The sequence below is a fragment of the Streptococcus parauberis NCFD 2020 genome (assembly GCF_000187935.1).
GTDB lineage: Bacteria > Bacillota > Bacilli > Lactobacillales > Streptococcaceae > Streptococcus > Streptococcus parauberis.
In genome coordinates, this window is the sequence record NZ_AEUT02000001.1 from 1543375 (window position 1) to 1568802 (window position 25428).

Sequence of the window (25428 nt, forward strand, 5' to 3'; positions counted from 1 at the left end):
ATAAGTTCAAAAGAACTTTCTCAGATTTAGAGAAAGTTCTTAATTGAACTAGCCTTATTTTTCAATATGCTTTTCTAATGACTCTTCATATTTTTTATTTGATTTTTCTTTTGACTTTTTCCAATCCTTCATTGCTTTGTTGAATTGTTTAGCCGTTACAGGTTTATCTTGTAATTGTACATATTTGAAATATGTATTATCTGATTTGTTACCTGCCCAACCAAATGCAGCTGAGAATGGAACAACTTTTGTTACTGCAGGCGTTCCTCCAAGTGAGTATGTTGGAATGTAGACTGCTGAATCCGCAAGAGCAGCTTGTGCTTTTGCATATTTTTCATAACGAGCATCCTTGTCATCAGTAATCTTACTTGCTTCATTTGCTAATTTAGTAAATTCATCTAAACCAGCTTCAGATGCTATAGTATTATCTTTAATTGGTTCAAGTCCAATAAATTTAGTTTGTGCATTAGCCAAGCTTGGATTAAAGATATCAAGATATGAGCTTGGGTCTAAGTAGTCAGGACTCCATCCAGAAGCTGTAGAAATATCCCAATCTTGTTGAGTTGGTGTTTCTGCCATATAAGTAACATTGTTATAGGTATCAGCATTGAGCTCAATAATGTCAATTACAACATTTTCTTTACCAAGTGAGTCTTCCATTGATTGCTTCATGGATTGGGCTTGTTGCATATTTACGGTAGCAGTCTGATCTTGAGGCATATCAATGTGAATTGGGAATTGAACACCTTCAGCTTCCAAGGCTTCTTTAGCTTTATCCATTTGAGCCTTAGCTTTGTCTTTATTGTAAAGACCATCTTGGGCATCAGCTAGGCTAACATCTTTCCATTGATCTCCATATGTCGCTAAATCTTTTTCAACAGTCTTGCCAAAGTCTTCACCCTTAATTTGAACAAATGCTGGTGGAATTAGCATATTACGAAGTGATTTGCTTGCTGCTTCTTCACCAGCTGATTGAGCTGTATAGGATTTACGGTTAAAACCAAATGTTAAAGCTTGACGGAAATCTTTATTTAGAACTGCTTTACGAGTATCCTCTTTTTGTTTATCGTCTGTCTTTTTAGTATGGTCATAAGCCGTACGGTTTAAATTAAATGTTGCATAATAAATATTTGATTTTTGAGGTGCATAAGTGATGTTTTCGCCATATTTTTTCTTAGCTGTCTTGTAAGATGGAGTTGTTGGGAATAAACGTGCAGCCGAATAAGCACCTTTATCAAAGTTTCTAAATAGAGACTCTTGATCTTGTCCATCATAGTAAGTTAATTGAACAGCATCTAAGTGAACATCTTCTTTATCCCAATAGTTTTCATTTTTTGTAAATTCAATTGATGATTTACTTGTTAATGCGGAGATAAGGAATGGTCCGTTATAAAGAATCGATGAAGCATCAGATGCTTTACCAAAATCTTTACCTTGTGATTTTAGAAAATCTGCATTAACTGGAGATAAGATACCATAAGTTAATTTAGAATTCCAGAAACTTTCTGGTTGTTTCAATGTATATTGAACTGTGTTTTTGTCAACGGCTTTAACACCAACAGTTGAGAAATCTTTTGTTTTCCCATCGATATAATCACTTAAACCTTTAATTGAATCTTGAACTAGGTAAAGGGCATCAGAATTGCTATCTGCAGCATGTTTCATGCCAGTCACAAAGTCTTCCGCTGTTACCTTAGCGTATTCTTCACCATCAGCTGTATACCATTTTGAATCTTTACGTATTTTATAGGTATAAGTTAAACCGTCTTTTGATACTGTCCAGCTTTTAGCTACAGAAGGAACCAAATTCCCTTCGTTGTCATATTCCATCAAGCCATCAACACCATTTTGGGTGATTTCACTGGTTGTTGAACGCCCTGAAACTAAGTAATCCAAGGTATCAGGATCAGTTGTATAAACATAGCTATAGGTTTTACTTTTGCTATCTTTACTTGAACCATTACCACAGGCAGTCAAAGCTGAAACTGACAAAACAGCAATCCCCGCTGCCGCTAACCATTTCCCATTTTTCATAAGAGACACTCCTAAAATTTTTCTTCATTTCTATACACAAAACACAAAAGTTATGTGTTAATTAAAAATATTATATCATAATTTTTATTTAAAAAGAATATTGAAGACAAAGTTATCTGAATATTTTATATCTACAAATAACATTAGTGACTGTTTATCATATTGGAAACGTTTTTTTCTTCTATTTAATGCGATTTTGTGTACTTTTAATGATTTTAGTTTTATTCTCATGTTAACGCTTTACTAACTTAGAATAAAACACAAATCTTGACCAAAATGAGATGTCATACTATGATATAATGGTAACATACGACAAGAATGGGACTAAATAATGAAAAAAATAATAATGATACTATCATTGCTAGTATCAACGATAACTATTACGACTACCTCCGCTGAAGATATAGAGTTAAAAACAGACAGTGCAATTGCCTTTGATATAGAATCAGGGAAAGTCCTCTATGAAAAAAATGCAAAAAAGATTTTACCAGTCGCATCTGCCACCAAAGTTTTGACAACTTATATGGTCTATAAAGAAATCGAACAAGGTAAACTAGAATGGTCTTCACCGGTCACTATTTCTGACTATCCTTTTCAATTAACTACAAACTACACAATTAGTAACGTGCCACTTGATGCAAGGAAATATACTGTAAAGCAATTGATGAAGGCCATGTTAGTGACTAATGCTAACAGCGCAGCCATTGCTTTAGCTGAAAAAATTGGCGGAACAGAACCCATTTTTGTCGATAAGATGAAAAAGCAACTGGAGGTATGGGGCATCAATGATGCAAAGCTCTATAATGCAACTGGTTTACCCAACTCTATTCTTGGTGATAACATCTATCCCAAGTCTAAGCAATCCGCAGAAAATAAACTGAGTGCTAAAGATTTAGCCATCATTACCCATCACTTATTGACGGAATATCCCGAGGTCCTTAAGTATACTAGTCTGCCAAAGGCAACTTTTGATGGTCAAGATATCTACTCTTATAATTATATGTTAGAAGGCTACCCTTATGAAAGAGTTGGCATCAATGGACTCTTCTTAGGAAGCCCGGAAAAAAGTGGTCCGACTTTCATCGCCAGTAGCAAAATTAATAAAATGAAAGTCATCTCTATTGTTATTGGAGCGCATCAAGAAGATAACGATGTGACTGAGCCATTTAAGACAACTTCTCTCTTGTTAGATTACCTCTACCAAAATTTTGAACGCGTCACTTTACTTAAGAAAAATCAAGTCATCAAAGATAAATCCTTCGCTATTAAAGATAGTCCGGATCAGTCTGTTTCAATTTCTCCAAAAGAAGACATGACGATTATCAAAAAAATTGGTACAACACATCAAAATGAAATCATTTATAACAAGAACGAAAATCCTTTCTATGCTCCACTAGCCAAAGGTGACACACTGGCGACTGCAAAATATAAGGATCCAAACATTATTGGAATGGGGTACATTGGTAAATCACCAGTTGTCACTATTCAAGCCAATCAAGAAGTTAAGCGCAGTTTCTTCTTAAAAGTTTGGTGGAATCACTTCGTTGATTATGTTAATACTAATTTATAAAACCAAAAAGCTGGGAAGAAAATTTTCAGCTTTTTTAGTCTTATAATCGATACGCAGTGATATATGTGCAACTCTCTCTATTTAACTTCTTTGACCTAGAGTGGAAAGCCTGATAAAATTAAAGTATGAAAAAGCTTATTGTAAAACTCATATTAACCACGTCATTATTAGTTACGTTTTCTGCTCAAACAGTTTTCGCGGCTGACTTTTCAGCCGATAGTCGCCATGCTATTGCTGTTGAATCTGACACTGGTAAAATTCTTTATGAAAAAAGTGGTAATAAAAAAGCACCGATTGCTTCTCTCACCAAGCTTTTAACAATCTATATCACTTTAAAAGAAATAAAAGCTGGAAAGATTTCTTGGAATGATCAAGTTAAGCTTTCAGAATATGCACAAAGCCTTGCGACTGATCCTGAAATAAGTAACCCTCCGCTTACCAGTGATACCTATTCTGTTAAAGAATTGGTTGACTCAAGTTTAATTGTCTCGGCTAATAGCTCAGCTATCGCATTGGCTGAATATATTGCTGGAAGTGAGCCAAAATTTGTCGACATGATGAAAAAGCAAGTCGAACAATGGGGGATCACAGATTATTTACTAGTCGATTCCTCTGGTCTTCCAAACAGTCTCCTTAAAGGTCATACCTATCCCGGTTCATCCCCAAAAGACGAAAACATGCTCAGCGCCAAATCATTAGCTATAATAGCTTATCATCTGATTCATGATTTTCCGGAAGTTCTTCAAATCACATCACAGCCACAGATGATATGGGGTTATGAAACACTTTATAGCTCAAATTACCTTCTTCCTGGTCAAGAAATGGGCCGAGCTGGCGTAGATGGTTTAAAAACTGGTACCACCAATTTAGCAGGACAAACTTATATTGCTACAGCCACTGAAAACAATATGCGTTTGATAACGGTTCTGCTTCATGCTAATCATACAAAAGAAGATCACTATGCTCGTTTCACTCAAACCAATCAACTCTTAGATTATTGCTTTCAGAACTATCAGAAGAAATTGATGGTAAAAAAGGATCAACCTTTGCCTAACCGAATTGCTGTAGAAAACGGAAAAAAAGACAAAATTAGTATCAAAACTAAAACCAATATCTATGCTATTCATAAAATAAATACTGCTCCTAAATTATCTTTCAAGTCAAAAAATAAACTAGTTGCACCTATTAAGAAAAATCAATTTATTGGAACTTATGAATTTAATGATCAGGATACAATTGGGGAGGGATACCTCTTTGGTAAGACTAAAACAAAAGTCTACGCAAGCACCACTGTTGATAAATTAACAGTTTTTGATAAAATCTACCGATTATTTAAAAATTCCTAATATTATTCTTGATTATTAAATCTAAAAAAACACTTTGTAATTGTATTAGTCTAATGGTATAATTATCCTATCATTTATGATAAGGAGTTGTCGTTTGATTAAAAAAATAATGTTGTTATTGTGTTTTTTCGTTGCTCTCATTCCATTATTTTCTGTTAAGGGAGAAGAACAAGATGATATCTTATCTCTGACGCGACGTTATGGTTATTCAGTTAAACCAGCCGACAAACCCGTTTCTTCTATTGTTGTTAATGCAAAGAATGGGGACATTATTTGGCAAGATAATATTGATGCTAGTCGTGATCCAGCAAGCATGAGTAAACTTTTCACCCTTTATCTTCTATTTGAAGATATTAAAGCTGGTAAACTTTCTCTTTCTGATCATATAAGAGCTAGCCAGACCGATCAGGATATTAGTCAGATTTATGCCATTAGCAATAATAAAATTGTTGCCGGGGTCGACTATCCGATTAGGGACCTGATAACCATGACTGCCGTTCCTTCTTCTAATGCTGCTACTCTAATGTTAGCTAATTATATGTCTGATAACGATGCCGGTGCATTTATCAATCGGATTAACGTGACAGCTCAGAAATTAGGCATGAAAAACACCTTTTTTACAAATGCTAGCGGAGCTGTAGCCAGCGCCTTTGAAGGTCACTATTCCCCGGAAGGTTATGATAGCAACCAACCTAATAAAACGTCTGCTCGTGATCTAGCCATTCTATGTTATCATTTTTTAAAAAATTACCCCGAAATTCTGGAATTTACGTGTAAGTCTTCAGTCAAAACTATGGATCGGACACCTTACGAAGAAGAATTCCATTCCTACAACTACTCCCTTCCTGGAGATAAATTCGGAATAAAAGGTGTGGATGGCTTAAAAACAGGATCTAGCCCTAGCGCTGCTTTTAATGCTGTTATTACTGCAAAAAGAGATGATACGCGACTCATTTCGATTGTCATGGGTGTCGGTGATTGGTCAGATCAAGAAGGAGAGTTTCATAGACACCCATTTATTAATGCTATTACTGAATATGGGTTTACCAATGATGCATTGCATCAAAATAATCATCCAAATATTATCCTTGCAGATACCCATAAAACTAATGAGAGTCATAGCCGGCATTATAAAAACAAGAATGAACCAAAAACATTTTATGATAAATTCGAAAAATTTGTAGACCGACACCATCATTTTGTTTTTCTTTGTTTAAGTCTTTTTATTATATCTGTTTTAATCACCAGTCTCATAGCAATTTATAAATAAGACAAAAAAACCATTGCGAAAAAACAAAATTAGACTGTATAAAAACAGGTAAAAGTGACAAAGTCATAATGTATACTCTTGGCTAAAAAATAATAGTCAGGTTTATACATAGTGAAGCTAGTAGCAAAAACGAGACAAACATCAATTTCTACAAGCAACGATTAAAATCTAAAATGGAGTAGCCAAAAAGCTACTCCATTTTAGATTTATCTGCCTTAAGAATGTACAAAACTGCATTTTCCTTATCCACAACTTCAGTTGGTAAATGATTGTGTAAAATAGCTATCTGCTATTTTACTCTAGTCGTTTTAACCAACTGAACCCTCCATTTCATACGATATCAATCTATTTAGTTCGACTGCGTATTCCATTGGTAGTTCTTTAGTGAATGGTTCGACGAAGCCCATGACAATCATTTCAGTTGCTTCGTTTTCAGATAAGCCTCGGCTCATTAGGTAATAAAGTTGTTCTTCTGAGATTTTTGAGACTTTGGCTTCATGTTCTAGAGCTACTTGCGAATTATGAATTTCATTAAATGGGATGGTATCTGATTTTGATAAATCATCCATTAAAATCGTATCACATTCAATATGGGAAACTGATTTCTTAGAATTTTTATTAAAGGTAACTTGTCCTCTGTAGTCAACTTTGCCTCCGCCTTTGGCGATTGACTTAGAAACAATTGAAGACGAAGTGTGTGGTGCATTATGTATCATTTTTGCACCGGTGTCTTGGTGTTGTCCTGCGTTAGCAAAAGCTATTGACAACATGGTTCCACGCGCACCTGGTCCATCGAGATAAACTGATGGATATTTCATGGTTGTTTTTGCACCAAGGTTTCCATCGATCCATTCTACTGTCGCATCTTTTTGCGCTTTAGCTCGTTTTGTAACTAAGTTGTAAACATTATCAGACCAGTTTTGAATGGTTGTGTAACGCATATAGGCGCCATCAAGAGCGTAAATCTCAACAATGGCAGCATGCAAGCTATTACTTGAATAGGTTGGTGCTGTACAGCCTTCAACGTAATGAACACTTGCTCCTTCATCAACAATAATTAAAGTTCGTTCAAACTGACCTGTATTTTCATTATTAATTCGGAAATAAGTTTGGAGTGGAATATCAACTTTTACACCTTTTGGTACATAGATGAATGTCCCTCCTGACCACACAGCTGAATTTAGAGCAGCTAATTTATTATCAGTTGGTGGTACTAATTTTGCAAAGTATTGTTTAAAAAGATCTGGGTATTCTTTTAAGGCTGTGTCAGTATCTGTAAAGACAATACCTAGTTTGTCATACTCATCTTTCATATTATGATAAACAACTTCAGATTCATACTGGGCTGATGCTCCTGCTAAATAAGCGCGTTCAGCCTGCGGGATCCCAATTTTTTCAAAGGTATCTTTGATTTTTTCTGGAACATCATCCCAAGATCTAGCCGGTTTGTCTGATGCTTTTTGGTAATAAATAATATCATCAAAGTTAATATCAGATAAATCAGCTCCCCATGTTTGCATGGGCATTTTATTAAAAGTCTCTAAAGATTTGAGACGAAAATCTAACATCCACTCAGGTTCATCTTTAGCTTTCGATAATTCTCTAACTACTGCCTCACTCAAACCTTTTCCGGTAGAATAAATCGGCTCGAAGTCATCGTGAAAGCCAAATTGATAGTCTCCCAAATCAATAGGTTTGGGTTCTATTTTTTCATTGATTTCAGACATATATACTTTCCTTTTTCTAATTGCGGCTTCTAATTTTGGCGACTACGCTCAATCGCTTTTTCAAGTGCATGCCATGCCAAAGTTGAGCATTTAATGCGTTGCGGAAATTTTGCAACACCTGCTAACAATTCAGCCTCTCCCAGCAATTCTTGCTTAGGATTTTCTTTTCCTTGGACCATTTCGGAGAATAGCTGAGCTAACTCCAAGGCTTGGTCCTTAGTCTTGCCAATCACGGCATCCGTCATCATACTTGATGACGCTGTTGAAATAGTACAGCCATCCCCTGCGAAGGCAATATTCTTAATTATTTCACCATCGAAATCGACAGTTAAACTAATCACATCACCACAGGTTGGGTTATTTAGTAAAACAGCTTCAACACCTTCCAATATTCCTCGGTGATGTGGACTTTTTGAGTGATCAGCAACGACTGCCATATATAAACTATTTAGTTTAGAGAGTGCCATTAAAGAACTCCTTTGTTTTAATGATTGCTTCAACTAACTTGTCACAATCCTCTTTTGTATTATAGATATAAAAACTTGCCCGAGCTGTTGAAGACACTTGGAGGTGTCCCAAAAGTGGCTGTGCACAATGATGTCCAGCCCTAACTGCAATGCCTTCATAATCCAAAGCTGTTGCGACATCATGAGGGTGTAAGCCATCAATATTAAAGGCAATTACTCCCGTGTGGTCTGCTGGATTGGCTGGACCGTAAATGGTTAAACCCTCAATAGCAGAAAGTTTTGGCATGATATAGGCAACAAGCTCTGCTTCATGTTTTTCAATCTGGTCCATGCCTAAATGTTCCAGGTAATCAATTGCTGCACTAAGGCCAATAGCACCTGCTATATTTGGTGTGCCGGCTTCAAATTTCCAGGGTAATTCTTTCCAGGAAGCATCTTGCTCTAAGACAAAATCAATCATCTCTCCCCCAAACTCAACTGGTTCCATTTGGTTTAAAAGAACTTCTTTTCCGTAAAGAACACCTATCCCAGTTGGTCCAAGCATCTTATGTCCTGAAAAGGCAAAGAAATCACAATCCAAATCTTGAACATCAATTGCCATGTGTGGCACAGATTGTGCGCCATCGACTACTAAAAATGCATCAACCTGGTGGACTAATTGGGCAATTTCTTTTATAGGATTAACCGTTCCAAGAATATTTGACGCATGTGCTAAAGAGACAAATTTAGTCCTCTCAGTCAAATTACTTTTTAGGTCATCCATATCTAGTTGACCATCTTTTAAATAGACATAAACTAGTTCTGCACCAGTTGCCTGACAGGCTTGCTGCCAAGGAATGATGTTTGAATGGTGCTCCATGACAGAAATAAGCACCTGATCCTCAGGCTGTAAAATCGATTTTGCAAACTGTGCAACCCAGTTTAGACTAGTTGTTGTGCCTCTCGTAAAGAGAACTTCTTTGCTTGAGTTGGCATTAATAAAGCGAGTCACTTTTTCACGACTAGCTTCATATGAACGTGTTGCTCGTTCGGCAAGGGTATGCACACCACGATGGACATTAGCATTATCTTCAAGATAGTAAGCCTGCAATTTGTCTAAAACTTGTTGTGGCTTTTGGGTTGTTGCAGCATTGTCAAGATATACAAGGGCTTCATCATTAACGACCTGATTTAAGATTGGAAAATCTTTTTTTATTTCAACTGGGTCAAACATTAAAACTCCTTTTCTCTGACATGGTTAGTTAGTTTGTAATTTTTCATCTAATACTTTGATAATACGGTCTCGTACTTCTTTGACCGGGATTTCTGTGATAACAGTCCCCAAGAAGCCACGGATAACCAATTTCTCAGCCGTATCCTTATCAAGTCCGCGACTCATTAGGTAATACATATCCTCTGGATCCACTTGCCCAATAGACGCTGCATGTCCTGCAGTAACTTCATTCTCATCAATTAGCAAAATTGGATTAGCGTCACTTCTTGCCTTATCTGAAAGCATAAGGACACGACTTTCTTGTTGGGCATCAGCCCCTTTTGCACCCTTAATAATATGGCCAATCCCATTAAAAGTTAATGTCCCACGGTCTAAAATAACTCCATGTTGTAAAATGTGCCCCACAGAATTTCGACCATAGTTAGTCACACGGGTATCAATCCCTTGAACTTGACGACCTGCAGAGACAGCAACTACTTTCAAGTCAGCGTGACTGCCTTCACCTAACAAATCACTATCAAAATCCGCAATAACATTCCCGTCATTCATGATACTTAGTGACCAATTGATTGTAGCGTTGGACTCTAATTTTCCTCGTCGACTAATGTAAGTTGTGACATTTGCACCTAGTTTGTCGATTGCTGAGAACTTAACTTGGCTGCCTGCTTGGGCGATGACTTCGACGGTAATATTAGCTGTCGCTTTAGCAGTCTGTCCACCAATGCTTTCCAATTGTTCCAGGTAAGAAAACTTACTTTCTTTCCCTGCAATAATCAAGATATGCTTGTTAAGTGGCACATCGCTATCGCTATCCTGTAAGAATACACCTTCGATTGGCTCCGCAATTTCCATAAAATCTGGAACATAAAGGACAGCCGCACTATTAAAGTATGCTGTGTGGTAGGCAGATAATTTATCTTGGTCAAACTGAACAGCTGATCCAAAATGTTTTTCTATTACCTCTGGAATTTCTTCCAAAGCCGAATAAAAATCAGTAAAAATAAGGCCTTTTTCAACTAATTCATAGGGTACTTGTTCAACAACCGTTTGTGTCCCAACTTGAACCAATTTAGGATTGTCTCCAATTGCCATAAAATCTGGTACTGCAGCTATTTCTGTACTTTCAGAAATAGTACCATCTCCCAAATTCCATCTGTGAAATTTTACCCTTTCAATAGAAGGCAAAGGTAATTCTTCAATTTTATCAAAAGCTGCTAGACGTAGCTCTTGTAACCAATTAGGCTCAGCTTTTGACTGTGAAAATGCTTTAATTGTTTCTATTGTCATAATGATGTTTCCTTCTCTTTTGTTATTCTTGTCTTAAATCTTGTTCGTTTTAGTATGTCACTAATCACTCACAAATCAAAAAACATCATTAAATTTCTTCTTTATATTCAATTCCAAGTTCTTGAGCGATTGTCATATAACCTTCTTTTTCAAGACGCTCTGCTAATTCTGCTCCGCCTGATAGGACAATGCGACCTTCCATCATCACGTGAACACGATCAGGAGTAATGTAATTCAAAAGGCGTTGGTAATGAGTAATAATCATTGCGCCAAAGTTGTTTCCTCGCATCTCATTAACCCCTTTGGAAACAACTTTCATTGCATCAATATCAAGACCAGAGTCAATTTCATCTAATAAGGCAAACCTAGGTTCTAACATCAACAATTGTAAAATCTCATTACGTTTTTTTTCACCACCTGAGAAACCTTCGTTGAGGTAACGTTCAGCCATTTCTTCTTTCATTCCAAGTAACTCCATTTTTTGGTCTAACTTAGTAATAAAGTTTCTGACTGAAATTTTATCCTCATCTGCTTTACCAGCATTCATTGCTGCACGAATAAATTCAGCATTAGTAATACCTGGAATTTCAGATGGGTATTGCATAGCTAGAAATAGTCCTAGGCGGGCTCTTTCATCTACTTCAAGTTCTAAGATATCTTGACCATCTAAGAGAATTTGTCCTTCAGTAACCTCATAATTCGGATTACCCATAATGGCTGCCGATAAAGTTGATTTACCAGTACCATTTGGACCCATAATTGCCGCAATTTCACCTGTTTTTAATGTCAAATTCACACCTTTAAGAATTTCTTTGTCTTCAATTGAGACGTGCAAGTTTTTAATTTCTAGAGTAGACATTATTTACCTCATATATTCTATAGTAATCCTTTTTTCTAAAAATTTAAGGATTCTAATCATTTTTAAACCAATACTTTTATTATAGCAAAAAAAGCCTTGAAAGGCTTTTCAATAGATTATAAAATCAGTGTTTTTCTTTTCGTTTTTCCAATACCTTTTGTCGATAGTCACTGTTCCCAATGAATTTTAAGAGATGAAAAAGTGGTGTCCTTTTCTCACCCCAAATTTCTAGTCCTTCAATTAAAACTTCCAGTCCAAACAAAAGACCAAACATTAACAGAACCCCACCAATTCTACTAGAGACATTGAGTAGCAAAGAAACCAGTGAAAACAACATGGCTATAGCATAAACAACCAAGACTGCTCCGCGATGGGTGAAACCCATCGACAAAAGACGGTGGTGCAAATGCATTTTATCCGGCTCGTAGAATTTCTTGCCCGATAGACTTCTTCGGATAATCGCTACCGCAGTATCCATAATTGGTACACCAAGGATTATAACTGGTGTCACCACTACGACAGCTGTAGCATTCTTTAATCCTTGCAAAGATAGAACACCAATCATAAAGCCGATGAATAAGGCTCCTGTGTCCCCTAAATAAATAATTGCGGGATAGTAATTGTAAGGGAAAAAGCCCACAATTGCAGCAACTAATATAAGAATGGTTAAGGTCAAATAAAAATCTGCTTGTGGTAAGAAGAAAAATGACACAACAGCCATTGTCAACAAACTAATTATCGACACACCAGAAACCAAACCATCCAAACCATCAATTAAATTGATAGCATTAGTAATTGATGCAATCCATAGAACAGTAAGGATATAAGTTACAATGGGACCAAATTCTAAAAGTGGGCCACCAAATGGAATCTTAAAAGAATCGAATCGAAAGGTTGTAAAAGCCCAAATAATTGATGCACCAAAAATTATACCAAGCATTTTTACTCGGGGTGCAATTTCAAATAAATCATCAATAAAGCCAGTCACTGTAACCATCAAGGACCCCATGACGACTGGAAAAATATAACTAAAATAACTTATTTGCTCTTTGGATAAGTCCGGTGTAACCTTAGGCATAAACACCAAAGTTACAATCATAAATGAAATAAAGATTGCAATTCCACCCCCACTAGGCATTGGAATTTTATTGATTCGCCTAGCATTAGGATTGTCGACTGTCCCAATTTTGAAAGCTACTAAGCGGAAAATTGGAGTAATAAGTAAAGATATTAATAGTGCACCAATCAGGACAAGTATATGATTAAAAGTAAAAGGAAACATACAATATTACACCATCTCAATTTTTTTCAATTCTTCAACAGCATTATCTTCAATTAATTGAATGCCATGCTCCTGTAAATAAGCTCTGGTCCTAATCCCAGGATTAGCATGTTCAATTAAACGTGCATAGCTAACATTTGCATAATATGAAGGTTGATTTTGAACATCTAATAAAATAGTCATGTGATAACTTTTGCTTTCCTTATATAACTCAGATGCTTCAATTGGGAAATCAATTGTTTTTGAAAAATTAATTGCATCTTCAATAGAAGCAAAATTCAATACGAAGTGAACATAATCAAGAACTTCTGCTTCATACTCTTCTTGTTCAGCAACTTTTGCTTGCTCCTGCGCCTGAGCAGAAGCATCCTCAAGCATTTCTTCAATTTTCTCTAATTTTTGGTGAGCATCGACATCACCTTTTTCCATCATGTTTTTTTCAATCGTTTTGAAAAAATCTTCAGGCGTCATTTGTGAAATATCACCTAGTTCAGCTAAATCTTCAAAATTGATGTCTTTACTTAATTCTGATTTTGTAACAAAGACATCTAATCGATCTTTTCGAGGTGTCACTCTGAAACTAAGCATACCACTATCTTTAAAGTTTTCTGGTAAATCAAGTTCATCCATAACTGAATAGAAAAATTCTTCGGTCTTTTCTTGTGGAATCAAGAAATCTTTTAATTCCATACCTCTTTCTTCTAAATCATCCATGCTGATCGTTATTTTTAGCGTTGTTTCGCTGATTTGTTTCATTTCCATAGTATATACCTCGCACGCGTAGTCATTCTATTATACTAGAAATGGTACTATTAAGCAATTTTTCATCCCAAATAAAAGAAAAGACCAGCTTAACTGGTCTTAATTAAAAAATTAATGTAAAAATAAAATAAATAACTAGTATGATACCTAAACCAATTCGGTATTTTCCAAAGGCTGTAAAGTCATGTTTCTTAACATAGTCAGTCAAAAATTTAATAGCAAGGAGACTGACTAGAAAAGCTGTTAGACTAGCAACTAAAAGGATTAAAATTGAACCGAATCCAAGGACATTCCCTTTTAAGAAAAACTTCAAGACTTTTAATAAACTAGCACCAAACATTACCGGGATTCCTAAGAAAAAGGTAAATTCTGTGGCAACAGTACGACTCGTCCCCATTATTATACCACCAAGAATAGTTGCCCCTGATCGACTTGTTCCTGGGATTATACTCAAGACTTGAAAGAGGCCAATGAAGAGTGCTGTTTTATATGACATTTTAGCCAAACTTGTTACTTCAGGTTCAACATTTTTATGTTGTTTTTCAACCCAAATAAAGGCTACCCCATAAACAATTAACATTAAAGCTACAGTAATAAAATTATAAAAATGAGCATTAAACCAATTATCAAAAGGCAAACCAATAATCACAACTGGCAAAATAGCAACTATTACTTTTGCCCACAATTGCCAAGTTAACTGAACTTCTTGTTTACTTTTTCCTGGTTGGAAAGGATTAAGGCGATTAAAGTATCTAACAATAACGGCTAAAATCGCTCCCAATTGGATAACAACATTAAACATTTCCATAAAGGCAGCACTTTGATTTAGTTTGACAAACTCTTCAACTAAAATTAAATGACCTGTACTAGAAATTGGTAACCATTCTGTGATACCTTCTACAATACCATAGAAAATGGCTTTTAATAATTCAACAAACAACATGCTTTCTCCTTGCCTTTTTGCTATTATCCATTGTAACAAATTTTCTTAAGATTAGCTTAAAATAGTTTCACTTATTAGAAAGCTCCGCCGCCTCCGCCGCCTCCGCCGCCAGAGAAGCCACCACTTGAAAATCCACCACCATTACTTGTGCCATTTGAAACGCTGAAATTGCTTGCTTGCGTTGCAGCTAAACCAGAACTACCAATATTATTTATGGCGCCAAAACTGTATGGAGCAAAAGTATAATAATGTTGACCTAATTCAGTATTTTGAATATTAATATCATGTAAGTTCATGTATTTTTCGACTTGATCAGCATAGCCAAACAAAGTAGCATAAACTAAAATCCGATTCCATACAATTAGACTTTCAACTTCAGCTTGATCAAAACGATTGATATCTTTTAACATTCTTCTGAAATCATCCCAAACCTCACGGTCCATCTTTCCTTTTTCAGTTAAAATTCCCTGAAGTTTAAAATGGCGATCCTTTTTGTGGAAAAAGTAAGCTACTACAACCAAGACAAGAATTGCAATCAAATAAAACATTGCTAAATTGTACTGGGTTAAATTCATTAAATAATAAATACTGAGCAGTAAAATAAAAATACTAACAAATAAGATTGTTTTACTAATCACTAACCAGAAAGATTCTGTAGTCGACATATCTCTATAATGCTCTTTAGCTAAGGGTCCAGAACCTTTTTTGACTGATTCAGTTATGTCATTTAGGGCATTTTTTAGTAATTGAACCTGTCTGTTTCCTCTATTTCTTACCTGATTTTCTAACTCTTTCCCTGAATATGTTCCTTTGAGCTTTTCAGAGATATTTGTATCAAAGAGGTAACGGCTAAACAAATCCTGAATCTTTAATTTAGTTTCAGTACCAAAAGCCATCTGTAAAAATTTTTCTTCATAATCAGACACGTTATTTCTTGATGAGATACTAATTGTCGGATTTGCACCTTCCTCTTTAATCTTAAGTACTTTTCGATCTACTAAGTCTAGTAAAGTAGCTTGAAGTAAATTCTCAAAACTAACATCATCTGTAAAACGCTCTCTGTTGAGAGGACTCAACTTATTTAAATTCAAATTGTAAATACTGTCAGCAACCATTAAAGGAGTCATATCTCCAGGTAAACCATAGAATTGTGCATCACTATCCGTTTTGTAACGAAACAAGGAACGATTAATCAAAGATCTGATGAGAAGAGATAGTGCTAATAATCCTGAAATAATCAAGAATAACTGATAGCGGAAGAAATTTTGTACTTTTCTGGTGTAAGCACTGATATTATCTTCTATTTTGAGAAAGTTATCCTTATAATTTTGATGAATGACAGGCGCATTAACAATTGAAGAATCCCATGCACCATGCAACTCTAACTGATTTTTTACATCATAAGAAACAGTTTTAAAAACATCTCCTTCTTGTTCAACAGTATTTGAATCAAAATATCCGCGATGAACATTTAATTGATGAAATTTACTATCTTTTTGTGTTTTTACTGTGAAAGTTGCTTTTTTTATTGGTTGGTCCCAATCCGAGATTGGTATCCAATTTAAAACAGCAACGTCATCATATTTATATAGAATCTGATTTAAATGCCAAACGATTATTATTTTTACCCGATCTGTCTCTTGACCAGGATTATAAACTTTAAGCTTTAGTCCATCACCCAATTCAAACATTTGTGTATTTACTTGAACTGGTTTACCATTTTTATAGACATTTACTTTGGGGTTATTATCAATTATGAAACCATTAGGAACTCTTCCTGAACTTCCTAAACTGACATATTGTCCTCCAAATTCTGAACTAAAGATAAAGTCTACTTCTTCTTTAAATTGGGCAGAATTATCCTCATTTATTGTTAATTCACCTTTATATGATGGAATTCGATAGCGAATATCGTTTGCACTAACTTGAATGGAAAGAAATGAGACAATGAAACAAAAAACAAAAATTAATTTTTTCACTTTATATCCTGCTTTCTGAAATTATTTTACCACATATTCTCATAAAAGATAAGCTTTAACCCTAAGGGGTGCTCCCTTATTTTTACTCAAAAAAAGTTAAATTATACGTATAATTTTCCAAAAATGTGACATTTTTAGATTGAAATGCAAAGGTATTTGCTGTAAAATAATGGGTATTACAATTTATAAGACAGGAGTCTTTTTTATGAAAAAGCTACTATATAGTTGCTTGTTTACCTTATTTCTTCTATTAGGAGGAGTTAATAGTGCACAGGCAGACCAATATCTACGGGTCGGAATGGAAGCCGCCTATGCGCCATTCAACTGGACACAAGATACAAATGCAAATGGTGCTGCTCCAATTGAAGGAACAAATCAGTATGCAAATGGCTATGATGTGCAAATTGCACAAAAAGTTGCCAAGCAAATGAATAAAAAATTACTAGTTGTTAAGACATCATGGACAGGTTTAATTCCTGCATTGACATCTGGTAAAATTGACATGATTGCAGCGGGGATGAGCCCAACTGAAGAACGTAAAAAAGAAATTTCTTTCTCAAACAGCTACTATACAAGTGAGCCCGTTCTAGTGGTTAAGTCAAACAGTAAATTCGCAAAAGCAAAATCATTATCAGATTTCTCTGGAGCAAAAATCACTGCCCAACAAGGGGTTTGGCACGTAAACTTGATCCCTCAAATTAAAGGAGTTAAAGCTCAAACGCCTATGGGAGACTTTTCACAAATGAGGCAGGCCTTATCATCAGGCGTAATTGATGGCTACATTTCCGAGCGTCCTGAAGCAATGACCGCCGAAAACGCTAACGCTTCCTTTAAAATGATTACACTTAAAAAAGGAAATGGCTTTACCGTGTCAGAATCAGATGCTGCTATCGCTGTTGGTATGCGTAAAGATGATGCACGCATTAATGAAGTAAATACTGTTTTAGCAGGAATGAACGAAAAAGAACGTATTGGCTTGATGGATAGAATGGTTACACTTCAACCAAAAGAAAAGAAATCAACTGACAATGCTAAACCTAATTTCTTCGAACAAATGTGGGCTATTGCTCAGAAAAATTGGAAACAATTTCTCCGTGGGACTGGTTTAACTATACTCATTTCAACTATTGGTACTGTTGTTGGTCTAATCATTGGACTTTTAATTGGTATCTATCGGACGGCTCCTATTGCGAAAAATAAAGCACTAGCTATTCTCCAAAAGATTTTCTCAGTCCTCTTGAATATCTACATTGAAATTTTCCGTGGTACGCCAATGATTGTACAAGCAATGGTTATCTATTATGGTACGGCTCAAGCATTTGGTATATCACTTGACCGGACCCTAGCCGCTATTTTTATCGTTTCTATCAATACTGGTGCTTATATGACCGAAATCGTTCGTGGTGGTATCTTATCTGTTGATAATGGACAATTCGAAGCCGCGACAGCTCTTGGATTCACACATGGTCAAACAATGCGTAAAATTGTCATTCCGCAAGTCATGCGTAATATCTTACCAGCCACAGGGAATGAGTTTGTCATCAACATCAAGGATACTTCTGTATTGAATGTTATCTCCGTAGTTGAACTTTACTTCTCTGGTAACACAGTTGCTACACAAAATTATCAATACTTCCAAACATTCTCAGTTATCGCAGTCATTTACTTTATCTTAACATTCACTGTAACACGTATTTTACGTTATATTGAACGTCGATTTGATGAAGATACTTATACGACAGCTGCTAATCAAATCCACGTAGAGGAGGCCTAAGATGTCAGATCCAATTATTGAAATTAAACATTTAAAGAAATCTTATGGTAACAATGAAGTCCTCAAAGATATCTCCCTAACTGTTAACAAAGGTGAAGTAATTTCTATCATCGGTTCATCTGGTTCGGGTAAATCTACTTTATTACGTTCAATCAATCTATTAGAAGAACCAACTGACGGAGAAGTACTCTATCATGGAAAAAATGTTCTAGCTGATAATTATAATCTTACGCATTACCGTGAAAAATTGGGAATGGTTTTTCAATCATTTAACCTTTTTGAAAATCTTAATGTCCTTGAGAATGCTATTATCGCTCAAACTACTGTATTAAAACGTAGCCGTAGTGAAGCTGAAAAAATTGCTAAAGAAAATTTAATCACTGTTGGTTTAACTGAACAATACTGGAAAGCAAAACCAAAGCAGTTATCTGGTGGTCAAAAGCAGCGTGTTGCGATTGCTCGTGCACTATCTGTTGATCCTGAAGCTATGCTATTTGATGAACCAACTTCAGCACTCGACCCTGAAATGGTTGGTGAAGTTTTAGTAACCATGCAAGAGTTAGCACAATCTGGTTTAACAATGATAATTGTGACACATGAAATGGATTTTGCCAGAGATGTTTCTGACCGTGTTATCTTCATGGATAAAGGTGTCATTGCTGAAGAAGGGACACCAGAACAAATCTTTGAAAATCCTCAACAAGGCCGAACAAAAGAGTTTTTACAACGCTTCTTAAAATAAGAGAATCATTACGATTCTCTTTTTCTTCACAATATGCTTTACTGGTTAAGTATATTGTGTTAAACTATTACTATTAACGTTAATAATCTATATTATAGGAGGTTTCAATGGCAGAAAAAACTGACTTGGCGTCTGCATATCGTAGGCTAAAAAGTCCAAATATTAAAACTAAAAAACGTGCTCTTAAAATCATTCATGAGCACAAACGATCTGGTAAAAAATAAGCAGATCATTTAGTCAGACAAAAAGACAAGTAAGACAAATCCCTCCGTCTTACTTGTTTTTTTATTTTGTTTTAAGTGCTGATAAAATTTGTGTACGAATATCATCTACACCATTTGGAGTATTTGGTAAGAACAAGGTTTGGTTACCTTTTGCAGCAAAGGTATTTAATGTGTCTAAATATTGGTTAGTCAACAGAATTGACATGATTTGTTCTTCATTTAGACTAATATTTGCTTCTTTTAATTCTTGGATAGACTCAGCTAGCCCATCAACAATCGCTTTACGTTGTTGGGCAATACCAACACCGTGCAAGCGATCTTTTTCAGCCTCTGCAGAGGCTGCTGTAACAATTTTAATTTTATCTGCTTCAGCTAATTCTTGTGCCGCAACACGTTTACGTTGAGCAGCATTGATTTCATTCATTGATTGTTTAACTTCAGCATCTGGTTCAACTTTAGTAATCAACGTTTTAACAATAATATAACCGTAAGTTGACATTTCTTCTGCCACTTGGTGTTGAACTTCTAAGGCAATTTCATCTTTTTTCTCGAACAATTCATCCAAAGTTAATTTGGGAACTGATGAACGAAGGGCATCTTCTATATAAGACTTAATCTGTGCTTCAGGTTTCATCAATTTATAGTAGGCATCAGTTACATTTTGTTCATTAACACGGTATTGTGTTGCAATATTCAAGGTAACGAACACGTTATCCTTAGTCTTAGTTTCAACAATAATTTCTGTTTGTAGGAGACGTAATTGGACACGCGCAGCAATCTTATCAATCCCAAAAGGTAAGCGAATATGAATACCACTTGTTGATGTTTTTTGATACTTCCCAAACCGTTCAACAATAGCAACTGTTTGTTGCTTGACCACATAAAGAGTACTAACAATAACTGACAATATAATGATTACTAAAATAATAGTAAATATTAAAGTGAACAACATAAAATCTCCTCCTCTGCCAGATTATATCTGGACAATTTCATAACAAGAAGTATATTGACTTATTGTTATGATACATATTATAATCATTTCTTTAGTAAAGTCAACATATTATTTTAATATTTTAAAAAAAGAGTAAAATAAACATTTTACTCTTTCGCTTCTTTTATTCGGCACTCATCAGGTACGGGTATACTGGTTGATCCCCTTGATGGATTTCAACTTCTACATCTTCATGCTTATCTTCTAGGTAACTGGCAAGTTCCTCAGCTAACTCTTGTTTTCCACCTTCACCAACAAAAATAGTTACAATTTCGCTATCTTCATCAATCATATGTTCAAAAGTAGCTTTCATTGCTTCTTCCATATCATTAACAGAAACTACAATTTTACCGTCAACCATACCCAGGAAGTCATTTTCATGAATTTCTAAGCCATCAATACTTGTGTCACGAACTGCTAAAGTTAGACTGCCTGAAACAACTTCTGAAAGACTTGCTGTCATAGCTGCTACATTCTCGTCTAAGGATTGACTAGGGTCAAAAGCTAATAGACTTGTAAAGCCTTGAGGAACAGTTTTTGTTTCAACGACAGCAGCTGGTATATCAACAACTTCTGCAGCAGATTGAGCAGCCATAAAGATATTTTTGTTATTTGGTAAGATAATAACTTGCTTAGCATTTACAGCTTCAATTGCTTTAACTATATCCTCAGTAGACGGGTTCATAGTTTGACCACCTGAGATAATATAGTCTACGCCTTGCGCTTTAAAAATGTCAGCTAAACCATCACCTGCTACTACTGAGATAATTGCTAACTCTTTAGCTTCAGCTTTTTTGCTTTCTTGATCCGTTTTGACAACCTGTGCATCATGTTGACTACGCATGTTATCAACTTTAATTTTCACAAGGGCACCATACTTCAATCCTTCTTGCATTACTAAACCAGGATCTTCTGTATGAACATGGACTTTAACAATCTCATCATCGTTAACAACTAATAACGAATCACCCAATTGGCTTAAATAACCTTGGAATTCTTCATAGTTAAATTCTTTTACATAAGTTGGGCCTTGTTTAAGAGCAACCATAATTTCAGTACAGTAGCCATAAGTGATATCTTCAGTGGCAACATGACCGATTACTGCTTTATGATGCTCTGTATTAATCATTTCAGACATGTTTGCTGGAGTTGCAACATAGTCCTCAGAAGCAACATAGTCACCATTTAGGGCTGACATAAAGCCTTCATAAATATAGACCAAACCTTGACCACCTGAATCAACAACACCAACTTCTTTAAGAACAGGAAGCATGTCCGGTGTTTTAGCTAAAGCACGTTTAGCTCCTTTTAAAGCTGAAGCCATGACTTCAACAACATCATCAGTTGATTCTGATTTTTTCAATGCGGCAGAGGCTGCACCACGAGAAACAGTAAGAATCGTTCCTTCTACGGGTTTCATTACAGCTTTATAGGCAACTTCAACACCAGATTGAAAAGCGAGTGCTAAATCTTTACCATCTAGTTCTACTTTACCTTTGATACTTTGACCAAAACCACGGAATAATTGCGATGTAATAACTCCTGAGTTACCACGTGCACCCATAAGTAGACCCTTAGACAAAATTTGACCTACTTCACCTACTGTTGAAGCAGGTTTATCAGCTACTTCTTTTGCGCCATTATCCATAGTCATGCCCATATTAGTACCTGTATCACCATCTGGTACAGGAAAGACATTTAAAGAATTGACATATTCTGCTTGATTTCCTAAACGAGTTGCTGCTGCTTGGACCATTTCTTGGAATAAGCTTGTTGTTATTTTAGACACTAATTTTCTCCCACAACCTTAATATTTGTAACGTAGACATTTACCTTATCAGCAGAAAGACCCAATTGGCTTTCTAAGTTAAATTTCACACGCTCTTGGATATTCTTTGATACTTCACTAATTTTTACACCGTAACTCATTACAGTATAAACATCAACAGTAATACCTGCATCTGTTGATTTAACTACGACACCTTTTGCGTAGTTTTCTTTGCGAAGTAGTGATTGAAAATTGTCTTTTAGAGCACTTTTACTAGCCATACCAACAACGCCAAAGATTTCTGTTGCTGAACCACCAACGACAGTTGCAATAACGTCATCGGATAGTTCAATGAGACCATCATTTGTATTAATTTTTACAGTCATATTTACTACCTCAAAAAGTTTTTATCAGTTTATTATACTAAACATTATCCGTTTTGTCACGTAATCCACCGAATGCGCACGAAATACGCTTTTTATCTAGTAGTAAAAATATATAATTTACGTGAAATTACGTAGTTTTGCGTTGTTTTTGGGACTTTTTCGGCAACTTTTTCTATTTCCGTTATATTGGACATAAAAAAACCAGCAATCGGGGAGAAAAGCTGGAAAGTGACCCACAATTCTTAGGAGAGAGAGGGAACAAGAGAAAATCAATCACTTTTTTAATAACTGTATCATAATTTTCAAATTATAACTATTAAAAAACAACTCTCAATTAAGGGAATTGTTTTCGCTTACTTATTTTTTAGAGAATTAATAGCGCCTTTTACTGCATCTTTAGCAGCATCAACTAACTCTTTACCTTTTCCGATAACTTTATCAGCTTTACCTTCAGCCTCTAATTCTTTATCGCCAGTTAATTTTCCAGCACTTTCTTTAACGCTACCTTTAACTTGATCTAATTTTGCTTCGAATTTTTCTTCTGACATGTTAATGTTCTCCTATATTTTTCTTAATGATAGCATTTACATGTATTGATTGCAAATAAAAAACCAGTTTATTTTACCATAAACTGGAAGCAATGTAAAAGATGTAGGTGATAAGGGATTTCAAAGCCCCTTTATCCCCTAAAATGAACAAGAAAAAAAGCCCTAAGGCTCATTTCTATTAAACGCGTTCTACTTTACCAGATTTAAGCGCACGAGCTGAAACCCAAACTTTCTTTGGTTTACCATCAATAAGAACAGTAACTTTTTGAAGATTTGGTTTTACAGTACGTTTAGTTTGGTTCATAGCGTGTGAACGGTTGTTACCAGATACAGTTTTACGACCTGTAAAATAACATACTTTAGCCATTTTGTTTGTTTCCTCCTACGTAGAATATGTTTACGGATGTGCTAGCACCACATACTTAACTATTTTATCATAAGGACATAGGTTTGGCAAGGCTTTTTTCTGAACATTTCATTGTTGATTAAGATGCTCATAAATACGGTTAAATAAGTTTTTTTGAGTTCCATCATAAGTAACTTCCGTAATATTATCTTCAATTTCATTAATAAACTCAAAGGTATAAGTCAATCCAGAAGGATTTTAAACGCCCATTATTAAAGCAGGATTATGTGTGAATAAAATCGTTAGAGGCTCTTTTTACGCGCCATCAATTGGTGAGGACAATAGAAGGCAAAAGTACCAGATGTTCCGGAATTACCATAAAATTTTGGACGATTAACTTTATCATCATTACCAATTAAAACCATCATGTGTCCCCGCCATACATAACAGAGGTATAATTACATCGTAGAAAGTAATTATCTTTTATTTCAGACCAATGATGACTATTGATGAACTCTTCTTCGAAGAATACCTTAATGAAAATCATTAAATCAGCACAAGTTGAAACCCCACCACCTGGCCCTTTTCCACTAGAAATAGCTTTTTTGACGGTAGATAACTTTTTGTTCCTTAATATTTCCTAGGCTTCGTCTTACACGAAGCCTAGGAAATATTACTCGAAACCCAAAAATTAAAAAAAGATCAATCCTTTCGGATAGACCTTATTGTTATGCAATTTTTAATTTATTATGCTTTATTCGCTGAACCGAATACATCGATACGTTCTTCAACTGCTGCTTGAACTGCTTTCATACCTGGAGCCAAGAATTTACGTGGGTCAAATAATTTTTTAGCAGTGTACTCAGCTTCGTTTGCTTCGTAGTTACGAGCAAATTCACGAGTAGCTTCAGTAAATGCGATTTGGCTTTCAGTGTTAACGTTGATTTTAGCAACGCCAAGTTTGATAGCTGCACGAATTTGATCGTCAGGAATACCTGATCCACCGTGTAATACGATTGGGAATCCTGGTACTGCTGCTGCTAATTTTTCTAAGTGGTCAAGAGCAAGACCTTCCCAGTTTGCAGGGTATGGACCATGGATGTTACCAATACCAGCAGCAAGGAAATCAATTCCAGTTTCAACCATAGCTTTAGCGTCTTCGATTGGAGCAAGTTCACCTTTACCGATGATACCATCTTCTTCACCACCGATAGTACCAACTTCAGCTTCTACAGAAATACCTTTAGCATGAGCTAAAGCAACAACTTCTTTAGTTTTAGCAAGGTTTTCTTCAACTGGAAGGTGTGAACCGTCAAACATGATTGAAGAGTAGCCAACTTCGATACATTCCAAAGCGTCTTCATAATGACCGTGGTCAAGGTGAATAGCTACAGGAACAGTGATCCCCATTGATTCTACAAGGTTAGAAATAAGTGATTGACATACTTTGTAACCACCCATGTATTTCGCAGCACCCATTGATGTTTGGATAAGAACTGGAGCTTTTTTAGCTTCTGCTGCACGCAAGATAGCTTGAGTCCATTCTAAGTTGTTAGTGTTAAATCCACCAACAGCGTAGCCGTTTTCACGAGCTGCTTGTACAAATTTTTCTGCTGAAACGATTGCCATTTGTTAGGCCTCCTCTTATTTTTCGAGTCTTTTGACCCGTTTACAAAGTACATTTTAGCATAATTATGAACAAATTTCCACTAGTTGGCTAATGTAAAGCGTTTTCTTTATGTTATACTTTTCACATTTCTTGAAAATCTTTTGAAACACAAAAAAAGAGCCACAAAAGCTCTTTACATAATGCGGAAAGAGGGACTTGAACCCTCACGACCTAAAGCGGTCACAGGATCCTTAGTCCTGCGCGTCTGCCAATTCCGCCATTTCCGCTACTCATTAGCAAC

Annotated in this window: 23 protein-coding genes and 1 tRNA gene; 6 read left to right on the plus strand and 18 right to left on the minus strand. The window is 35.6% G+C overall.

The genetic code is table 11. The annotated features are described in order from the left end of the window. Window positions 1-54 precede the first annotated feature (54 nt). Window positions 55-2034: a peptide ABC transporter substrate-binding protein gene (locus SPB_RS07755; RefSeq protein ID WP_003102586.1), complete on the minus strand. Its 1980-nt coding sequence runs from the start codon at window positions 2032-2034 to the stop codon at window positions 55-57. A gap of 331 nt (window positions 2035-2365) precedes the next feature. Between SPB_RS07755 and pbp3 (SPB_RS07760) the strand changes: the two genes are divergently transcribed. The 3 genes from pbp3 (SPB_RS07760) (at window position 2366) to SPB_RS07770 (ending at window position 6220) form a co-directional block, all read left to right on the plus strand. Beyond that, a complete protein-coding gene (pbp3, locus tag SPB_RS07760) occupies window positions 2366-3604 on the plus strand; it encodes a D-alanyl-D-alanine carboxypeptidase PBP3 (protein ID WP_003103785.1) in 1239 nt (412 codons plus the stop codon). A 125-nt stretch (window positions 3605-3729) separates the two neighbouring features. Further along, the gene (gene pbp3 / locus SPB_RS07765; protein ID WP_003104003.1) at window positions 3730-4950 is read left to right on the plus strand and encodes a D-alanyl-D-alanine carboxypeptidase PBP3; all 1221 of its coding nucleotides are present in this window, start codon (window positions 3730-3732) and stop codon (window positions 4948-4950) included. 76 nt (window positions 4951-5026) lie between these two features. Further along, the gene (locus tag SPB_RS07770) at window positions 5027-6220 is read left to right on the plus strand and encodes a D-alanyl-D-alanine carboxypeptidase family protein (protein WP_437437300.1); all 1194 of its coding nucleotides are present in this window, start codon (window positions 5027-5029) and stop codon (window positions 6218-6220) included. A 308-nt stretch (window positions 6221-6528) separates the two neighbouring features. Here SPB_RS07770 and sufB read toward each other — a convergent pair whose 3' ends face one another. The 9 genes from sufB to SPB_RS07815 all read right to left on the minus strand — a co-directional run bounded on the left by sufB (window position 6529) and on the right by SPB_RS07815 (window position 16739). Then, entirely contained in the window at window positions 6529-7947 is a 1419-nt protein-coding gene (gene sufB, locus SPB_RS07775; protein ID WP_003104098.1) for a Fe-S cluster assembly protein SufB, read from the minus strand. A 29-nt stretch (window positions 7948-7976) separates the two neighbouring features. Next, on the minus strand, window positions 7977-8414 hold the full coding sequence (gene sufU / locus SPB_RS07780) for a Fe-S cluster assembly sulfur transfer protein SufU (RefSeq protein WP_003105140.1): 438 nt from the start codon (window positions 8412-8414) through the stop codon (window positions 7977-7979). Next, window positions 8401-9627: a cysteine desulfurase gene (locus tag SPB_RS07785; protein WP_003105991.1), complete on the minus strand. Its 1227-nt coding sequence runs from the start codon at window positions 9625-9627 to the stop codon at window positions 8401-8403. Before SPB_RS07785 ends, sufU begins: the two co-directional genes overlap by 14 nt. A 24-nt stretch (window positions 9628-9651) precedes the next feature. Continuing rightward, complete coding sequence (gene sufD, locus SPB_RS07790; protein ID WP_003102572.1) at window positions 9652-10914, minus strand: Fe-S cluster assembly protein SufD; 1263 nt, start codon at window positions 10912-10914, stop codon at window positions 9652-9654. 88 nt (window positions 10915-11002) lie between these two features. Further along, on the minus strand, window positions 11003-11773 hold the full coding sequence (gene sufC / locus SPB_RS07795) for a Fe-S cluster assembly ATPase SufC (RefSeq protein ID WP_003103864.1): 771 nt from the start codon (window positions 11771-11773) through the stop codon (window positions 11003-11005). Window positions 11774-11897: 124 nt separating this feature from the next. Beyond that, window positions 11898-13055, minus strand: a complete 1158-nt coding sequence (locus SPB_RS07800; RefSeq protein ID WP_003104405.1) for a glycosyltransferase family 4 protein — start codon at window positions 13053-13055, stop codon at window positions 11898-11900. A gap of 6 nt (window positions 13056-13061) precedes the next feature. Next, entirely contained in the window at window positions 13062-13817 is a 756-nt protein-coding gene (gene mecA, locus SPB_RS07805; protein WP_003104886.1) for an adaptor protein MecA, read from the minus strand. Between the two features lie 103 nt (window positions 13818-13920). After that, window positions 13921-14760, minus strand: coding sequence for an undecaprenyl-diphosphate phosphatase (locus SPB_RS07810; protein ID WP_003102685.1), 840 nt, complete (start codon window positions 14758-14760; stop codon window positions 13921-13923). A 74-nt stretch (window positions 14761-14834) separates the two neighbouring features. Beyond that, entirely contained in the window at window positions 14835-16739 is a 1905-nt protein-coding gene (locus SPB_RS07815; RefSeq protein WP_003103368.1) for a DUF2207 domain-containing protein, read from the minus strand. 205 nt (window positions 16740-16944) lie between these two features. On the opposite strand from SPB_RS07815, the gene SPB_RS07820 reads away from it, so the two are divergent. The 3 genes from SPB_RS07820 to SPB_RS11270 all read left to right on the plus strand — a co-directional run bounded on the left by SPB_RS07820 (window position 16945) and on the right by SPB_RS11270 (window position 19479). Next, window positions 16945-18513 carry an ABC transporter substrate-binding protein/permease gene (locus SPB_RS07820; protein ID WP_003104342.1) on the plus strand — a complete coding sequence of 523 codons (1569 nt, stop codon included), beginning with the start codon at window positions 16945-16947 and terminating at the stop codon, window positions 18511-18513. Window position 18514: 1 nt separating this feature from the next. Continuing rightward, window positions 18515-19255 carry an amino acid ABC transporter ATP-binding protein gene (locus SPB_RS07825; RefSeq protein WP_003103247.1) on the plus strand — a complete coding sequence of 247 codons (741 nt, stop codon included), beginning with the start codon at window positions 18515-18517 and terminating at the stop codon, window positions 19253-19255. Between the two features lie 107 nt (window positions 19256-19362). After that, window positions 19363-19479, plus strand: a complete 117-nt coding sequence (locus SPB_RS11270; RefSeq protein WP_003105912.1) for a putative metal homeostasis protein — start codon at window positions 19363-19365, stop codon at window positions 19477-19479. A 61-nt stretch (window positions 19480-19540) separates the two neighbouring features. On the opposite strand, the gene SPB_RS07830 is transcribed toward SPB_RS11270, so the two are convergent. From SPB_RS07830 to SPB_RS07860, 8 genes are all read right to left on the minus strand, one after another. After that, window positions 19541-20431, minus strand: coding sequence for an SPFH domain-containing protein (locus SPB_RS07830; protein ID WP_003105709.1), 891 nt, complete (start codon window positions 20429-20431; stop codon window positions 19541-19543). Window positions 20432-20594: 163 nt separating this feature from the next. Then, window positions 20595-22259, minus strand: coding sequence for a DAK2 domain-containing protein (locus tag SPB_RS07835; protein WP_003106085.1), 1665 nt, complete (start codon window positions 22257-22259; stop codon window positions 20595-20597). Then, window positions 22259-22624 (minus strand): Asp23/Gls24 family envelope stress response protein, encoded by a 366-nt coding sequence (locus SPB_RS07840; protein ID WP_003103618.1) that lies wholly within the window; start codon window positions 22622-22624, stop codon window positions 22259-22261. The genes SPB_RS07835 and SPB_RS07840 overlap by 1 nt, the downstream gene beginning before the upstream one ends. A 353-nt stretch (window positions 22625-22977) precedes the next feature. Next, a complete protein-coding gene (locus SPB_RS07845; RefSeq protein ID WP_003102747.1) occupies window positions 22978-23172 on the minus strand; it encodes a CsbD family protein in 195 nt (64 codons plus the stop codon). A 178-nt stretch (window positions 23173-23350) separates the two neighbouring features. Next, window positions 23351-23539: a 50S ribosomal protein L28 gene (rpmB, locus tag SPB_RS07850; protein ID WP_001140949.1), complete on the minus strand. Its 189-nt coding sequence runs from the start codon at window positions 23537-23539 to the stop codon at window positions 23351-23353. A 281-nt stretch (window positions 23540-23820) separates the two neighbouring features. Beyond that, on the minus strand, window positions 23821-23946 hold the full coding sequence (locus tag SPB_RS11595; RefSeq protein WP_003102783.1) for a hypothetical protein: 126 nt from the start codon (window positions 23944-23946) through the stop codon (window positions 23821-23823). 319 nt (window positions 23947-24265) lie between these two features. Beyond that, a complete protein-coding gene (locus SPB_RS07855) occupies window positions 24266-25147 on the minus strand; it encodes a class II fructose-bisphosphate aldolase (protein ID WP_003104481.1) in 882 nt (293 codons plus the stop codon). A 181-nt stretch (window positions 25148-25328) separates the two neighbouring features. Continuing rightward, window positions 25329-25414, minus strand: a tRNA-Leu gene (locus SPB_RS07860). Window positions 25415-25428: the final 14 nt, after the last annotated feature.

What these genes read in the sequence shown, in the direction of transcription:
- sufD (WP_003102572.1), bottom strand. Translation starts at nt 10,914, where the DNA reads ATGACAATAGAAACAATTAAAGCATTTTCACAGTCAAAAGCTGAGCCT.
- SPB_RS07855 (WP_003104481.1), bottom strand. Translation starts at nt 25,147, where the DNA reads ATGGCAATCGTTTCAGCAGAAAAATTTGTACAAGCAGCTCGTGAAAAC.
- SPB_RS07825 (WP_003103247.1), top strand. Translation starts at nt 18,515, where the DNA reads ATGTCAGATCCAATTATTGAAATTAAACATTTAAAGAAATCTTATGGT.
- SPB_RS07820 (WP_003104342.1), top strand. Translation starts at nt 16,945, where the DNA reads ATGAAAAAGCTACTATATAGTTGCTTGTTTACCTTATTTCTTCTATTA.
- pbp3 (WP_003103785.1), top strand. Translation starts at nt 2,366, where the DNA reads ATGAAAAAAATAATAATGATACTATCATTGCTAGTATCAACGATAACT.
- SPB_RS07845 (WP_003102747.1), bottom strand. Translation starts at nt 23,172, where the DNA reads ATGTCAGAAGAAAAATTCGAAGCAAAATTAGATCAAGTTAAAGGTAGC.
- SPB_RS11595 (WP_003102783.1), bottom strand. Translation starts at nt 23,946, where the DNA reads ATGATGGTTTTAATTGGTAATGATGATAAAGTTAATCGTCCAAAATTT.
- SPB_RS07755 (WP_003102586.1), bottom strand. Translation starts at nt 2,034, where the DNA reads ATGAAAAATGGGAAATGGTTAGCGGCAGCGGGGATTGCTGTTTTGTCA.
- SPB_RS07800 (WP_003104405.1), bottom strand. Translation starts at nt 13,055, where the DNA reads ATGTTTCCTTTTACTTTTAATCATATACTTGTCCTGATTGGTGCACTA.
- SPB_RS07810 (WP_003102685.1), bottom strand. Translation starts at nt 14,760, where the DNA reads ATGTTGTTTGTTGAATTATTAAAAGCCATTTTCTATGGTATTGTAGAA.
- SPB_RS07840 (WP_003103618.1), bottom strand. Translation starts at nt 22,624, where the DNA reads ATGACTGTAAAAATTAATACAAATGATGGTCTCATTGAACTATCCGAT.
- sufB (WP_003104098.1), bottom strand. Translation starts at nt 7,947, where the DNA reads ATGTCTGAAATCAATGAAAAAATAGAACCCAAACCTATTGATTTGGGA.
- mecA (WP_003104886.1), bottom strand. Translation starts at nt 13,817, where the DNA reads ATGGAAATGAAACAAATCAGCGAAACAACGCTAAAAATAACGATCAGC.
- SPB_RS07770 (WP_437437300.1), top strand. Translation starts at nt 5,027, where the DNA reads ATGATAAGGAGTTGTCGTTTGATTAAAAAAATAATGTTGTTATTGTGT.
- SPB_RS07830 (WP_003105709.1), bottom strand. Translation starts at nt 20,431, where the DNA reads ATGTTGTTCACTTTAATATTTACTATTATTTTAGTAATCATTATATTG.
- pbp3 (WP_003104003.1), top strand. Translation starts at nt 3,730, where the DNA reads ATGAAAAAGCTTATTGTAAAACTCATATTAACCACGTCATTATTAGTT.
- SPB_RS11270 (WP_003105912.1), top strand. Translation starts at nt 19,363, where the DNA reads ATGGCAGAAAAAACTGACTTGGCGTCTGCATATCGTAGGCTAAAAAGT.
- sufC (WP_003103864.1), bottom strand. Translation starts at nt 11,773, where the DNA reads ATGTCTACTCTAGAAATTAAAAACTTGCACGTCTCAATTGAAGACAAA.
- rpmB (WP_001140949.1), bottom strand. Translation starts at nt 23,539, where the DNA reads ATGGCTAAAGTATGTTATTTTACAGGTCGTAAAACTGTATCTGGTAAC.
- sufU (WP_003105140.1), bottom strand. Translation starts at nt 8,414, where the DNA reads ATGGCACTCTCTAAACTAAATAGTTTATATATGGCAGTCGTTGCTGAT.
- SPB_RS07785 (WP_003105991.1), bottom strand. Translation starts at nt 9,627, where the DNA reads ATGTTTGACCCAGTTGAAATAAAAAAAGATTTTCCAATCTTAAATCAG.